This is a genomic window from Prevotella sp. MA2016 (genome assembly GCF_000619825.1).
Classification (GTDB): domain Bacteria; phylum Bacteroidota; class Bacteroidia; order Bacteroidales; family Bacteroidaceae; genus Prevotella.
Window position 1 is genome coordinate 284,045 of the sequence record NZ_JHUW01000006.1, and the last position, 15,542, is coordinate 299,586.

8 protein-coding genes are annotated in these 15,542 nt (G+C 48.0%); 3 read left to right on the plus strand and 5 right to left on the minus strand.

Going from position 1 to position 15,542, the window contains the following annotated elements:
- Positions 1–463: 463 nt before the first annotated feature.
- From T360_RS0101175 to T360_RS0101190, 4 genes are all read right to left on the minus strand, one after another.
- Entirely contained in the window at positions 464–2,587 is a 2,124-nt protein-coding gene (locus T360_RS0101175) for a S46 family peptidase (RefSeq protein WP_028911163.1), read from the minus strand.
- Between the two features lie 13 nt (positions 2,588–2,600).
- Positions 2,601–4,061 (minus strand): lipopolysaccharide biosynthesis protein, encoded by a 1,461-nt coding sequence (locus T360_RS0101180; protein ID WP_028911164.1) that lies wholly within the window; start codon positions 4,059–4,061, stop codon positions 2,601–2,603.
- 26 nt (positions 4,062–4,087) lie between these two features.
- Positions 4,088–5,320: a nucleoside recognition domain-containing protein gene (locus T360_RS0101185; protein ID WP_028911165.1), complete on the minus strand. Its 1,233-nt coding sequence runs from the start codon at positions 5,318–5,320 to the stop codon at positions 4,088–4,090.
- A 144-nt stretch (positions 5,321–5,464) separates the two neighbouring features.
- Positions 5,465–7,777, minus strand: a complete 2,313-nt coding sequence (locus T360_RS0101190) for a hypothetical protein (RefSeq protein WP_155949347.1) — start codon at positions 7,775–7,777, stop codon at positions 5,465–5,467.
- 171 nt (positions 7,778–7,948) lie between these two features.
- Here T360_RS0101190 and T360_RS0101195 point away from each other — a divergent pair, with 171 nt between their 5' ends.
- Entirely contained in the window at positions 7,949–9,220 is a 1,272-nt protein-coding gene (locus T360_RS0101195) for an LruC domain-containing protein (RefSeq protein WP_028911167.1), read from the plus strand.
- 94 nt (positions 9,221–9,314) lie between these two features.
- On the opposite strand, the gene T360_RS0101200 is transcribed toward T360_RS0101195, so the two are convergent.
- Positions 9,315–11,558, minus strand: coding sequence for a DUF4842 domain-containing protein (locus T360_RS0101200; protein ID WP_081772643.1), 2,244 nt, complete (start codon positions 11,556–11,558; stop codon positions 9,315–9,317).
- A 162-nt stretch (positions 11,559–11,720) separates the two neighbouring features.
- On the opposite strand from T360_RS0101200, the gene T360_RS14300 reads away from it, so the two are divergent.
- Positions 11,721–13,049, plus strand: a complete 1,329-nt coding sequence (locus T360_RS14300) for a uracil-xanthine permease family protein (RefSeq protein ID WP_231488014.1) — start codon at positions 11,721–11,723, stop codon at positions 13,047–13,049.
- 153 nt (positions 13,050–13,202) lie between these two features.
- Complete coding sequence (locus T360_RS0101210; protein ID WP_028911169.1) at positions 13,203–15,542, plus strand: glycoside hydrolase family 3 protein; 2,340 nt, start codon at positions 13,203–13,205, stop codon at positions 15,540–15,542.

The window sequence follows — 15,542 nt, forward strand, 5'->3', positions numbered from 1 at the left end:
TTATGCGGGTTGTGATACGGGAGGGTAAGACTGTTTACCCTCCCGTCTGCTCTCCCGTGTACCCTCCCGTATTCAGCGTGCAGAAATATTGTCTAACTGTGTTATTTTGGGATAGGAACGGGAGGCTATACGGGAGCCTAAACGGGAGGGTGAAAACAGGTAGTCTCCCGTGCTGAAACTCTCATAAACAGCGGGTTTTAAGCAAAAAACGGGAGGGTAATATATAAGTAGTCAACTAAAATCGTTAAACTACAACGAGCTGTCAGTACATCTAAGCCGTACAGGAGTGCGCCCTAGGGCGTACTGCATTACTTTGGTAGGCGTACTGCATTACTCCGCTAGGCGTACTGATGATGCATACCCAATCTTTTGATGACATGGTGCAGAGTATGTTTCAGCATTATTGTTACAAAAAACCTCGCTAACATTGTAGCGAGGCTTTTTTGTTTTATTTGAATTGGCTTTATTTAGCGTCGATCTCTTTGATGAGGCGGTCGGCCTTGCCCCAAGTCTCCATCATGTAGAGCACGTAGCGGATATCAACGCCGATGCAGCGGGCCAGCTGCTTATCGAAGAAGATGTCGCTTGAAAGGCTGTCCCAGTTGCCATCAAAGGCCAGACCGATGAGCTCGCCCTTGCCGTTGAACATGGGCGAACCGGAGTTTCCGCCAGTGATGTCGTTGTTCGACAGGAAGCACAGGTGCATCTTGCCTGTGGTTTTATCGGTATATTTGCCAAAGTCGCTCTTAGAGAGCAGCTCTTTCATGATAGGCTCGGCTTCGTAGTCGATAACACCCTGTTCGCCCTGCTTCATCTTCTCTACAATACTCTCGGCAGTGGTGTAGTAGCCTGATGGCTTGCCAGCCAGCAGGTACTCGCCTACCTGACCGTAAGAAAGGCGCATGGTGAAGTTGGCGTCAGAGTAGTTGGGCATATCCTCCTCCATGCGCAACTTGGCTGCACAGAGGTAGCGCTCCTGTACTGCAATAGAATCGTAAACCTCGGTAGCCTCGCCGACGATAGTATGCAGCGTGTTGTTAAGGCTCTCGCCAAAGGCTACACCAGGATCCTTACGGAAACTATTCTTATTAATATAAATCTTCTTGCCGTTCTTCATCAGCTGCGACTTTTTGAACAGATAGTTGATATACTTCTGATAGTCGCCGCCAAAGTCGCGGTCCACCACCTGATAGAAGTCGGGCAGGTACTCCGCTTCGACCTGACTGCGATAGAACTTCATGGCTGCTGCCTGAATCTCCTTATCGGTAGCCTCGTCCCACTCGTTGCTGTTATCAGCAAACTCGATGTACTGGCTCTTGGGCTTATTCTCATCGCCTTTTACGATTGCACCATTCTGGGCGCGATAAGCACGACGTGTAAGCTCGTCGGCACTGCGTCCGCCGAAGGTCTCGTTGAAGTAGGTCAGTGCCTTGATAGCCTTGAACTGCTTGGCATACAGGCGCTCCAGCAGTTCAAAGTCCAGCTTACCCTTCAGGAATCCTGTTGAATCCTGCCACTGGCGAATCTTCTGCTCGAACTCAGCCTTCTGCTTAATCAGACCAATAGAGTCGATACACTTGTTCATACCGATAGAGTTCTTCCAGTAGTTAGAGCTCTGGGCGTATTTTGAGTCGTACTTGATACGCACAGCCTCGTCGGCACGCATGTGACGGATCATGATGTCCTGCTTGATCTCGCGGGTCTTATAGCGTGGCTCGTTTTCGGCATCGCGGCGCTCGCGGATACCATAGCTCGACAGATAGCGGTTGGTAGAACCAGGATAGCCGATGGTCATAGAGAATGAACCTGGCACATAGCCCTGCAGTGATACAGGTGCCCACTTCTTGGGATGGTAAGGTACGTTGTCCTTAGAGTACTTGGCAGGACCGCCAGTCTTGGGATCTACATAGATGCGGAATACCGAGAAGTCGCAAGTCTGTCGAGGCCACATCCAGTTGTCGGTTTCGCCGCCAAACTTACCCATCGACTTGGGCAGGGCGAACACCAGGCGCACATCGTTGAAGTCGCGATAGGTGGTAAGGAAATAACGGTTGCCCTCGTAGAAAGGCTTCAGCTCTACACGCAGGGTAGAATCCTGCTGGCGGATGGCCTTGCTCATAGCGTTCTCAACAGAATCTACAAACTCGGCGCGCTTGCTTTGTGCCAGGCTGTTAAGACCCAGTGAGTCGAGATAGGCCGTTACGTCCTTCTGCTCAATCATAAAACTAACAAACAGGCGCTCGTTGGGCAGCTCCTCCTCGAATGAGTTGGCCACAAAGCCGTTCAGCATATAGTCGTGCTCAACGGTAGAGTGCGAGCGGATGGCCTCGAAACCGCAGTGGTGGTTGGTAAACACCAGTCCGTCGGGTGATACGACTACGCCCGAGCAGAAACCGCCAAAGTTAACGACGCAGTTCTTAACGGCATCTTCGCCATAGTACAGCGCACTGTAAGGCAACTCAAAATTCTCCTGCTTCATGGTCTCATACACAGCATTGGGCAGGTTGTAAAGTGTCCACATGCCTTCGTCGGCCTTTGCCGAGGTAAGAGCGCATGCAGCAAGTAAAGTAAAAAACAGTTTTTTCATAAAATACATTTATCTAGTTTCTTCTGAATTTCTTTCCAATCACAGGCAGACTCGAAAGTGGCATGTCTCTGCGGATGATAAATGCCACAAACAGCACGATGAGCAGTGTGTTGAAGCTCAGCGATACTATCGTGTGCCATCCCTTGCTAGCCTGCATCAGGCAGAACAGAGTTCCTGCTAACACCATATAGAGGGCTATATCTTTGATGGGATAGGGGATGGGGTTCTGTTTCTGACCAACGATATAGCTCAGTACCATTGCTGTGCCGTAGCCGGCCAGTCCGCCCCAAGCGCAGGCCCAATAACCTATCTGTGGGATAAAGATAACGTTGACGGCAAACAGTACGGCGCAGCCAGCCAGCGAGAACCAGGCACCATAAATGGTCTTGTCGATGAGCTTATACCAGAACGACAGGTTGAAGTAAACGCCCATAAATATCTCGGCCATCATGACAATCGGCACGATGCCCAAGCCCTCGCGGAACTTATCGCCTACCAGATATTTGAAAATGTCGATATAGCCCATCACGCACAGGAATGCCAGTAATGTGAATATCACGAAGAACTTCATCGACTTGGCGTAGAGCTCCTTGCTGTTCTTGTCCTTGGCCGAACCGAATACGATGGGTTCGTAGGCAAAACGGAAAGCCTGGGTAATCAGGGCCATGATCATTGCTATCTTAATGCAGGCGCCATAGATGCCTAACTGATGGCGACCTTCGGCAGAGTCGAGGATACGTGGCAGCAGAATCTGTCCGGCCACCTGGTTCAGTATGCCTGCAATACCCAGTACCAGCAGTGGCCACGAGTAGCTAAGCATCTGCTTGCATTTCTGGGTGTCGAACTGCCATTTAAAGCCTACCAACTCGCTGACGAGGCAGAACGATATGATGGTAGTACATGTCAGGTTGATGGCAAAGGCGTAGCCGATGTGTATCTGCCAAGAAGGGTCGATCTTTGGCATCAGCCAGTAAGCTACCAGGTTGAGCGTAACGCTCATGAAGATAAACAGCAGCTTGAGCGACGCAAACTTGATGGGGCGGTGCTTGTAGCGCAGGTAGGCAAATGGGATGGCCTGGAAGGCATCTTGCGCCACGGTTACAAACATCATTCCTACGTACCACTTGTGGTTGGGATAGTCGAGCGCGTTGGCGAGAGGGGTGATAAACAGCAGTACCAATGCAGCAAACGTCAGGCACACGCCGCCAACCATCATCAGTGCCGTGCTATACACACGCATCTTGTCGCCCTCTTCCTTGTTCATAAAGCGGAAGAAGGTGGTCTCCATGCCAAACGTCAGCAGCACCATCAGCAGTGCTGTCTGGGCATAGATATCATTGTAGATGCCATAATCGGCACAACTCTTCAGGGTGTAAGTGTAAAGCGGCACCATCAGGTAGTTCAGGAATCTACCCACAATGCTCGAAAGGCCATATATAGCCGTATCTTTTGCTAATGATTTCAGATTTGCCATAACTTCAACTTTTCAATTCTTCAACTCTATGCAAAGAATAAGTATGCTATTGCGATGGCAGCGATGATGCCAGCCAAGTCGGCAAGCAGACCGCAAGCCACAGCGTGGCGGGTTTTCACAATGCCCACGCTACCAAAATAAACTGCGAGGATATAGAAAGTGGTGTCAGTTGAGCCTTGGAAGATACAGCTCAAACGGCCCACAAACGAGTCGGCACCATAGGTTGTCATGGCGTCGACCATCATGCCGCGAGCACCACTGCCCGAGAGCGGTTTCATCAGGGCGGTAGGCAGCGCACCTACGAAATCGGTATTACCGCCACAGGCCTCTACGCCATATTTCACACCATCAATCAGCATATCCATTGCACCCGAGGCGCGGAACACGCCAATGCCCACCAGGATAGCTATCAGATAGGGGATGATGCGCACGGCAGTGGTAAAACCCTCTTTGGCACCTTCGATGAAGGCATCATAGACATTTATCTTTTTGCGGATGCCTGCCAGTATAAAGGCGATGATAATCAGCATCAGCATGATGTTTGCCGCGCTGGTGCTCACTTTGTTCATCAGTATCGAGTCCATCTGCCCGAAGCCCCAGATAACTGTGGCTACTACCAGGGCTGCGCCGCCAAGAGTGAGCAGCATGGTGCGGTTGAGCAGATTGATTTTTTGGAAAAAGCTGGTGATGATGATGCCTGCCAGCGTAGAGAAGAATGTGGCCAGCAGGATAGGAATAAAAATATCTGTGGGTTGTTCAGCACCCATCTGGGCACGATACACCAGGATGGAAATCGGTATGAGCGTCAGTCCACTGGTGTTCAGCACCAGAAACATGATCATCGGATTGCTGGCGGTATCCTTCTTCTGGTTCAGGTCCTGCAACTGCTCCATCGCTTTCAGTCCGAGTGGGGTGGCAGCATTGTCAAGCCCTAGCATATTGGCAGCGATGTTCATGAAAATCGAACCTGTCACAGGATGCCCCTTGGGGATGTCAGGAAACAGTTTGGTAAAAATGGGGCTCAGCAACTTGGCCAGCACGTTTACTACGCCGCCCTTCTCGCCTATCTTCATGATGCCAAGCCAGAGCGACAATACGCCTGTGAGGCCTAACGATATCTCGAAAGCAGTTTTCGATGAAGAAAACGTTGAGTCCATCATGGCTGGGAACACATCAAAGTCGCCCCAGAACACAAGCTTTATCACAGCAATCACAAATGCGATGATAAAGAATCCTATCCAAATCCAATTGAGTACCATAACAGCGTGCAAAGATACACTATTTTTCTGATAATAACAAGCATTTTTCTTAATAAAAAGCAGAAAGGCGCCTGCTCACGCAGACGCCCCTCCAAGAAACAATGTATTAAAGTCTTATTTTGTTCGTTTCGATTTAATTATCTTTTACGGGATGAGCTCTACCTTGGTCAGCGTTAGATTGCCACCGATAATGCAGATATCATTACTCTTGATGATATTCAGATAGTCGCCAATGGTGAACTCGCATGTACCAGGCCAGTCGTTAGAATTAGAAGCCCATACAGAAGCCAATTCTTCTGTCTGCCATTGGTTGAGCTTCTTATGGATATGTATCTGTGTCCATCCGTCAGTAGCATAACCTGTAAATTTAATCTTACTGGTGCTTGAAGCTTGACTGAAGTTGTCCTTGCCTATGGTGACATCCAGATTCCATCCAAGGGCTTGCTGACCGCTCCAGATTGTGACAGACTGGCTTGGAGTAGCATCTGCCACCTTCTGACTATTGTCGTAGGTCACGGCAAGGAGTTTCATGTTTGTACCCCAAAGGCGCATGCCATTAGTTCTAAAGTTGGCAGCGTTGGTGGTGTTCAATTTCAATTCAACACACTGTACTCTTGACGAACCGTAATACACACCGTCCGACCATCTGTTGTCGCTATAGTTGGCAGCATCCCAGGTGTTGCCATAAGCAGCCTTCAGGGCATAGTTGCCATTGGCCACTACATAGAAACGGATGATAGTTCCGTTGCCGATGGCATTGTTGCTGGCAGTAAACTTGCTGGCATCAATCAATAGTGCATATTGACCATCCCAACCGATAAAGTCGCGATTGCCAGTCCATACCGTCTTCTCGTGAGCTGCATCAACAAGGGTGTAGCTATATTCTGTTGTAGAAGAACTACTGATTTCTTCGTAAGAAGTAGTGCCGGTCTTATCGGTACGCATATCGTAGGCAGTACCAGCTAGTGGGTAGAGGTTTTCATCTACACCTGTTGTGGCCCATGGCTGTGCGCCACCAGCTACATATGTGTCGAATCCTGTGTAGGCATCCTTAATGTCGGTGCGCTCGTAAGCCCAGCGTGTGCCTACCGGTACGCAAATTTTATGGGGTGCTTCGCCCCTATAAGCCACAAGAGCATAAGCAACCGTTTGGGTTCTGACAAGAATCTCGATGTTGTTGATCCTTGCGCTGGCCTCCGAAGAGAAAGTGTACTTTTCGGTTTTGCCGATCAGTCGCTCCCGATGAGGTGTTGCAATAGGCAGATTTTCATGACAGGTGTTGATGAGAATATTGTCGGCAACACCGCTAGCAAACATACCATGTATGGTACTGCCTATCTTGTCGAATTTGATGGTAAGCTCGCCGCCAGCGGCCAGAGGAGTTACTTCGGCATAATAGGAATGGCTTGCGTCGTTGGTATAAGCTGTCTCATTGCCATTGGCATCTCTCAGCACCTTATATTCTTCGATAATCTTAGCGTCAAACACCAGATCGTTATAGTCGTAATCCCTCTTGGTTGCTGCGCTGCCAAGATCTTCACAGAATACCCATTTGTGCACTAATACGCGTTTTTTCTTATACACCTTGGTGGTCTTTTTGTTCACGATGGTGCTACCGTTAGCAGGAATCACCTTGATAATCCAGTCGTCGGCATATTGCAGGTCTTTCTGATCCTTGTTAATCTTGCGATCACCATTGTCGCTCTTTTCGCCATACATGCACATGCCCACATAGTAGCCTTTGCCCACGCCTGGTACGTCAATTTCAGCACACTTAAAGTAGGTGAACTCCTGGTTGCTCCAGGTGCAATGGTACTTAAAGCTCAGAGCTGAGCTGTTCTCCATATATATGGTTCCCCATTTTGTGCCAGCGCTGTTCGAGTTAAAGTCATTCAGATGGGTATAGTTGGTACCATCGCCCACACTCAGGTAGTCGATAGTGCCATTGTCAAAATAATCATCGCGATAATAATTGGAAGCGGCGCCAAGATGATTGGTCATGTAGTTCTGATCGTAGTGGTTATACCACACCTTATACGACTTGCTGGCCAGTCCCCATACATGCTGCACATAGAAGTTGCTGATATCCAAACCGCTGGTGAATCCAGGGTGAGTCTCAAACCAGTTTCTCACGTAGTCGCGTTCTGCGGTCGTGATGGCGGCAGGTGCCGTTGCACTTGGGTAGTTGGGCATATCAGGCTTGATGCATGTACCACTTGAGTTGTCCCCTATGCCACGGGTCTGGGCTCTCGATCTGGCCATAGCTGCCTGAGCATCGTCAAATCCCCAATCTTGTGTGGGGGCTATCTTGCCATAAAACTTTTCGAAATTCTGGGCAAACTGCACTTTTTTAGCTTCTTCTATAGAGGTGAAATCGCCCCCCATATCCTCACTGCAACTGCTCAAGAATGCATTGCAGATAAAAGCCAGCGCTCCTGCTATCAAATACTTTTTCATTATTAACGACTTTAATATATTGTTACGTGTATCATACAGATTTTCGGCTGCAAAGTTACGATTTTTTTTATTCTTTCCTATCATTAACGCAGTTAAATTCTGTAAATGTTTAAAAAAAATGCGTTATTTATCAGATTATTTTGTAATTTTGGCCGCAAAAAGTAATGTGTTATGCGCAAAAGTCTGATTGTTAAGATGATAGCAGGAGCGCTCACGCTGATAGTTGCAGCCTCTTGTGATAAAAATGTGTACGACGAAAAACGGCATGGAGACCTCATCCATTATTACTCTTCGGTGGATAGTGTGGATCAGCAGCACATGTGGATGTTGTCGCAGACTAAGGTGCTGCGTTATCAGGTGCCCGCGGCAGGCAACTATAAGCAGCTGCAGGTTTATTCGGCCAATCCGCTTGTCGATCGTAATGCCGAGTTAATGAACAGCATCTATGTGTCGGCCGGGCAAGTGGGTTCGCTCTCGCTGAATGTGCCTTATCAGGTGTCAATGCTTTATGTGGCACTGGTGGATGGCGCTGAGAACCTTACAGTGGCTTCCGTCCCATCGTCGCAGGCTATGGTTGATTTTTCCGAGGTTGCCACAGGCCGAGCAGTGTCGTCGATCAAGCCTCAAACATATACTTATCTCTTCGAGGAAAATTATCCTGAGCCAGGAGATTATGATTATAATGATGTGGTGCTACGCATATCTCAGCAGCGCACAGCTAAGAATCAGATAACTGTTGGTGTAACTATTGCTGCAGTGGGTGCGGTGAAGCAGATTGCTGGCTGTATTCGTTTGGTGGGATACAGATTCCAGGATATTGATACCGTTAGCACCACTACGGGCATGTCGTTTAATGATGGTATCAACAAGCAGATTCTATATTTCCATAAAGAAACCGACCTGCTGATTGAGGGAAACAATCATGAGGCGGTGCTCAATCTGTTTTGTGATGCGCATTGGGCGATGGCCTTTAATCCAAGTGCCGACTACGGACTCTTCCAGCGCAAGAAGTATAATGTAACTACTGAGAGTGGCGATAATGCCCAATTGCGCTCTACACGCACCATTAACTACGTGATTACTTTTAAGGATGATGTGACCCTAGACAACTTTACACACGAGACACTAGATCCCTTTATCCTTACCGATTATAATGCGGGCACGTGGGAGACTCACACCGAGCAGTTTAAGTCGGCACAGGTATTGCACAAGTATTTTGTTCCCTCGTTCAAAGATTTGCCTTGGGCGCTGATGGTGCCCGATGCCAACTTTAAATATCCGCTCGAGGGTACTGAGATAGGGTATCGAAAGAAAACAGATACCGGCGTGGTCGCGATGTTTGGCGCTTACACTACCATTGGCCATTCTTTTGGCGAGTGGGCCGAGGATCATAACAATTATCTTGATTGGTATCTCTATCCAAATACGGCATTAACATTCTAACCTGCAAGGTTATTGCACATAAACGGAGGGGCATTTACATCACGTAAACACCCCTCCTTTTCACATTTTCTAATATTAATAGAGTTTGAAAAAATTAGTTTCCGTATATCAGTCCTGATGAAGGATACTGATACCATCCACCCGCATTGGCCTTCAGACTCAGATCTGTTGAGGTGCCCCATGCGGCAAATCCTTCGTATGCATTAGTAACGTTGGTGCGCTCTTTGGGCCACTTCCACTTAGCTGGAATAGCTATTCCCAGAGGTGCCTGAGGCAATCCGCTGGGGTTGCCTTCTTTCACGATACCGATATAATCACTGACTACCGACTGAGTCAAATCATCAGGATTGGCGCCGAATTTGAATGGACGAATCTTGAAGTCTGCATTCTGAAAGTCGAAGTTCGCTGGTTTGTCGATAGTGGTAGTTACAGGCGTAGCGTCCATGCCTCGACCTGTGTTCACCATAATTCTGCTGACAGTGCCAAAGGCTGCGTGCACTTCAGCACCAATTGCCCAGGTGATGCGCTGGTCGCCCAGGTAAACATAGTTGTCGTATTCACAACCGGCTGCCACTAGGGTCACATCAAGTTTATTGGCATTGCTGCTGTTTTGCTTCACCTGAATCACAACGTCGTTCAGGTCGAAGTCGCAGCGGGTCTTATTATCTTCAAAGGCATAAGTCCAGGTCTGATTCTCGGTAGGTGTCTCAGAGATGGGAGGTGTGCTTCCACCCCAATTAGCGCCACAATCGGTAGCACTGTAAGTGGGATTGAGCTTGCTGAACTGCACTTTCTTTACGTTCTCGCGCAAATCGATATAAGGTCCGTCGTATGGATTGTCGCTATTGGGCGCATACAGATTGTTGAAACCGATATAGAGTTTGCCTTCTGCCACCAGGGTGTTATGATGCTGGTCAACATAGGTTGTGCCGCCTAGACGAACATAGTTGTTATCGGCATAGGCCTTAAAACCTTGATAGTAGCTATCGCTCTGGGCTATCCAATGGTTATTACCTTTGATGTTCATACCGGTATTGCCATGCATGTTGATCTGGAAGTTGCCAAACTCGGCTGTTGCAGCCTCCATATAACCGTTAGGCATCAGGTTTAACTGACCATCGTGCAGCGAAGCATCTTCCTGTATAAAGAGCTGACAATAATTATAGAATGTGCCGTTCCCTGCCATAATGCCAAAGCGTCGGGTGGTGTAGTGACCTTTGTTGATCCACCATACTTGTGCGTTACCCTGTGTGCACTGTGTGATGCCACCTACAGTGACAGTTCCTTCATTATAGAAGTTGGCGCAAGAGTTCAACTGGAGGTCGCCAGAGAGCTCAAGCGTACCGAAGTTGTAGAAGAATGAAGGATTGTTTGAACCAGGTGCACTGGTGATATATCCTCCAGTAACGCTACCTTCGTTATAGACGATGGCATCGTTGTTTGCCTGGAAATTGGCGGGCAGATGAACGGTACCTCTGTTATAGATGGCAGAATGGCCAGAACCGCCATTGGTCTCTAATGCTGAGAGATTATAGTTCAGCGTAGCATTTGGTGCTACAAAAACCCTACAAACATTATTGGCCTGTTTGTTCATGGTTAATGTAGAACCCGACAGAACATAAATGTTTGCCGAGGCTATGTAAGCTGAGGATGGCAGAGTGACGTTTCCATAAATATAGATGTCAACAGATCCCGACCAGAGGTTCAAGTCGGAACGTATATCTCTTATTGCAAACAACTTGCCGGACTGAAGACAGTCCCAGTCTGAAGTGGCGTTGATGTCTCTGGCGTTACTCGGCACGTCGGCCAATGTTGATTTGTAATAAGTACTGGTGTTTTCAAAGGTGAATGGGTCACCATTTATTACGGCGTTCGCACGGGTGCGTGCTTCGGCTGGTGTGGCACTAAAGTCGTAGCTGGCAGTAATCTGCCCGTCTTCCACATCCACATATTTGTATACCATGTTGCCATCGCTCTCCTTCAAACCTACATACACCATCTTCAGATGCTGAGGAATGCGGAAGTTGCTGATACTTGTAGAGGCACCTGTCAGCGGTGCACTAGCAAGAACCTCACCATAACCATCTGCTATTGGATTGTTAGAGAATACATAAACGGTGTCGCTGGTATCATCAATACCCTTGACGCTGAATGTGGCATTGGCAGTAGATGTCATTACCCAGTCTTGATTGGCAGGGATATAGAAACCAAGAGTTTGCTGGGCATTGTCTATTGATGCCTGCTGCTCTTGCACTTCGTAGTTAATTTCCTGTGTGCAGGATATCATGGCAAGCCCCGTGGTCAGAGCTGCAAATCCTTTCATTAAGTATTTTTTCATCACTCTAAATATTAGTTAATTTTGTGCATAATAGATTACTTTCGGCTACAAATTTACGGACTTTATCCGTAATTGCCAAAAACTTTTGCAATTATTATGTTTTTTTGTGGGGTGATTTAGTGCCTTTTTTATATCTTTGCAAAAATTTTTTCAAATAATAAGATGGATATTACTGCAAAAGAAGGCATCACTGATGCTAGAAAATTGGGCATGCCCAAGTATGTAATTTTAGGTGCTCAACATTTATTTGCCATGTTTGGCGCTACCATTTTGGTGCCAGTCCTTACAGGACTTTCTGTATCGTCAACCCTGTTATTTGCAGGCATAGGCACCTTGGTGTTTCATTTTGTTAATAAGTTGCAGGTGCCAGCATTCCTTGGTTCTTCGTTTGCATTCCTGGGCGGCTATATGACCGTTAAAACACTGGGTGTAGAGCAAGGTATGACTGAGACGTTGGCGCTCGACTATGCTTGTATTGGTGTACTTTTTGCCGGCTTGTGCTATTTCGTGATGGCAGCTCTTATCAAGACTTTTGGTGTTAACAGAGTTCTGCATTTCTTTCCGCCTCTAGTTACAGGTCCTATGATTATTGCCATTGGTCTGGTGCTGTCGGGTAGCGCTATACAGAACTGCACCACCAACTGGATACTGGCCATCCTAGCTTTGGCTACGGTGATTATTTCGAGCGTATATGGCAAGGGTATCATCAAGATTATCCCTATTTTGCTGGGTGTGCTCATAAGTTACACCTTTGCAGCTGTGACAGGTCAGGTGGATTTCTCTTCGCTAGATGATGCTGCCTGGATTGGAATGCCTTTCAGTAGAGAGCAGACGGCATTGGCTGTAATGGATGATCTGGATGTTACCTTCCTCGTTTCCACCATCATTGCCATCATGCCTATTTCCATTGCTACCATCATGGAGCATATCGGCGATATGTGTGCCATCTCATCCACAGTGGGTAAGGACTTTCTGAAGGAGCCTGGTTTGCACCGCACGCTGATGGGCGATGGATTGGCAACAGCAATTGCGTCGCTCTTTGGTGCTCCCGCCAATACCACTTATGGCGAAAATACAGGTGTATTGAATCTTACTAAGGTGTTCGATCCTGCTGTCATCCGTCTGGCGGCCGTCTTTGCCATCCTGCTATCGTTCTGTCCGAAGTTCGCTTGCTTGATAGGTTTGATGCCTACAGCCACTATTGGTGGTGTGAGCTTGATTCTCTATGGTATGATCTCGGCTGTGGGTGTGCGCAATCTCATTGAGGATAGTGTTGATTTCAATTCTTCGCGCAACGTGTTTGTGGCTGCCTTGATTTTGGTGATTGCCATTGGTGTGAAGTATGGTGCCGACGATAATGTGAGTGTTGGTCCTATCCATTTCTCTGGTTTGGCTCTCTCTGCCCTTGTGGGTGTAACGCTCAATGCTATCATGCCTAGTAAGCTGGGTATGAAGGTGAAGAGTGTGCATGGCAAGGACGGTAAGAAATGAACAGATTGGATAAGTTTTGAACGAATTGGAAAACGGTTAGTTCTTTTTGAACAACGGCGACAATAAAACGAATAAACTGGAACGAAGCTTTAAGAAAGTGTGTGTATCTTTGCACGCAGAAACCAGAATCATAATAACTAAAAAATAATAATAATGAAAATTTCAGTTCGTAACATTGGTTTGGTTGTGATGGCTGTGGCCGCCATGGGTGGTCACAGTCTTAATGCTACTGCTCAGCAGTTAAAGGCTGAAACTATCGATGAGGTGGTGAAGGCGATGACACTCGAAGAAAAGTGCCATATGGTACTGGGCCGAGGTATGCACTTCAACGATGAGGCTAAGTTTCCTGGTACTGCTGGTAGCACGTTCTCCATCAGTCGCTTGGGTGTTCCTGAAACCTATTGCGCTGACTCTCAGCAGGGGTTGCGCATGAGCGCTAAGCGCCCATGGGATCATCGTGAGTATTATCCCACCGACTTTGTGGCTTCTATGACACTGGCATCCACGTGGGATCGTGAGGCTGCCTTCAAGGTGGGACAGGGCATCGGTAATGAGGTGCGTGAGTTTGGACTCGACTGGATTCTCTCGCCTGCCATGAACCTGATTCGCAACCCACTGTGTGGTCGTAACCATGAGTATTATTCAGAGGATCCTTATCTTTCGGGCACCATCGCTGCTGGCTATGTGCGTGGCGTGCAGAGCGAAGGAACAGCTGCGTGCCCTAAGCATTTTGTGGCCAACAATCAGGAGACCAACCGAAATAATAATATATCGCAGGTATCTCAGCGTGCACTGCGCGAGATTTATCTGAAAGCTTTTGAGATTATGGTGAAGGAGAGCGATCCCTGGACTATCATGACCTCTTATAATAAATTGAACGGCCCGTATGCTGTGCAGAATCGTGAACTGCTCACCACCATCGTTCGCGATGAGTGGGGCTGGAAAGGTATGTTTGTGAGCGACTGGAATGCTGGTGATGATGCTGTGGCAGCCATGATGGCTGGCAACGATATGCTGCAGCCGGGTCAGGACCGTCAGTATCAGGCTATCTTCGATGCCGCCAAGAGTGGTAAGCTGCCTATGGAGGTGCTCGACGCTAATGTGAGGCGTATATTAGAATATGTGGTGAAAACACATAACTTTAAAGGCTATCAGGCCAATAGTGAGCCCAACCTGAAGGCTCATGCCCAGGTGGTGCGCCAGGTTGGAGCCGATGGTATTGTGCTGCTGAAGAATAGTGGCGTTCTGCCTCTTGCTGGTAAGCGTGTGGCACTCTTCGGCTGCACCAGCTATGATTGGATTTCTGGTGGTTCTGGTTTTGGTGGCACAAGTCTTGGTCGCTACACAGTGTCGCTTGTCGAGGGTATGCGTTCGGCCGGTTATGAGGTTTATAAACCTCTCATCAGTCTCTATACCAAGCATCTGGCTGATGAGGAGAAGCGCCTCTTCCCTAATGGCCGTCCAGCCTTTTCGCTGATGCCACCAGCACGCGCTGATGAGAAGCAGTTTACTGCTGATGAACTCAATGCAGCTATCGAGGGTAGCGATGTGGCCATCATCTCACTGGGTAGAAAGAGTGGCGAGGCTGCCGATCGTAGCGAGAGCGACTTTTATCTGAAAGAAGGTGAGAAACAGCTGATTAAGGCTGTCAGCGAGGCTTATCATGCCAAAGGAAAGCAGGTTGTTGTGTTGCTTGATATCTGCAGTCCTATCGATGTGGCTTCATGGCAGAATCAGATTGATGCACTGGTTTGCACCTGGCAGGGTGGTCAGGAGAGTGGTTTCTCTGTTGCAGATGTGCTTTGTGGTAAGGTGAACCCCAGCGGTAAACTGCCTATGACCTTTCAGGTGAAGTATGGTGATGCCTATGCTGATAAGAACTTCCCTGCTAGTGTGGATGATAAGACGATGGGTTCGATGTTTATGTGGGGGCGCAACAAGGATGATGCCAAGAAGCGTGAACCCCAGGCCAATATCGACTATACCAACTATGAAGAGGATATCTATGTGGGTTATCGCTACTTCGACAGCTTTGGCAAACCTGTGGCTTATCCCTTTGGATTCGGCCTGAGCTACACTACCTTTGCTTATGAGAACATGAGTGTGAGCGAGGCCAATGGCGTATATACCGTGAAGGTTGACGTGAAGAATACAGGTAAGGTGGCAGGTCGCAATGTTGTGGAACTCTTTGTGGCTGCTCCTAACAGTAAGAAGCTCAATAAGCCTGAAAAAGAACTCCGCAACTATGCCAAGACACGCCTGTTGCAGCCAGGTGAGACAGAGACGGTAGTGATGACAGTGAAGACCGAAGACCTGGCATCCTTTAATGAGAAAGCTTCTGCCTGGAAAACAGATGCAGGTACTTACAGCTTCCTGATCTGTTCATCTGCCAGTGATGTAGAGGCTAAGGCGACTGCTAAAGTCAAGGCTTGGACTAAGAAGGTAAACAACGTGATGAAACCAAACGTGAAACTTAACTTGTTAAAAAGGTAA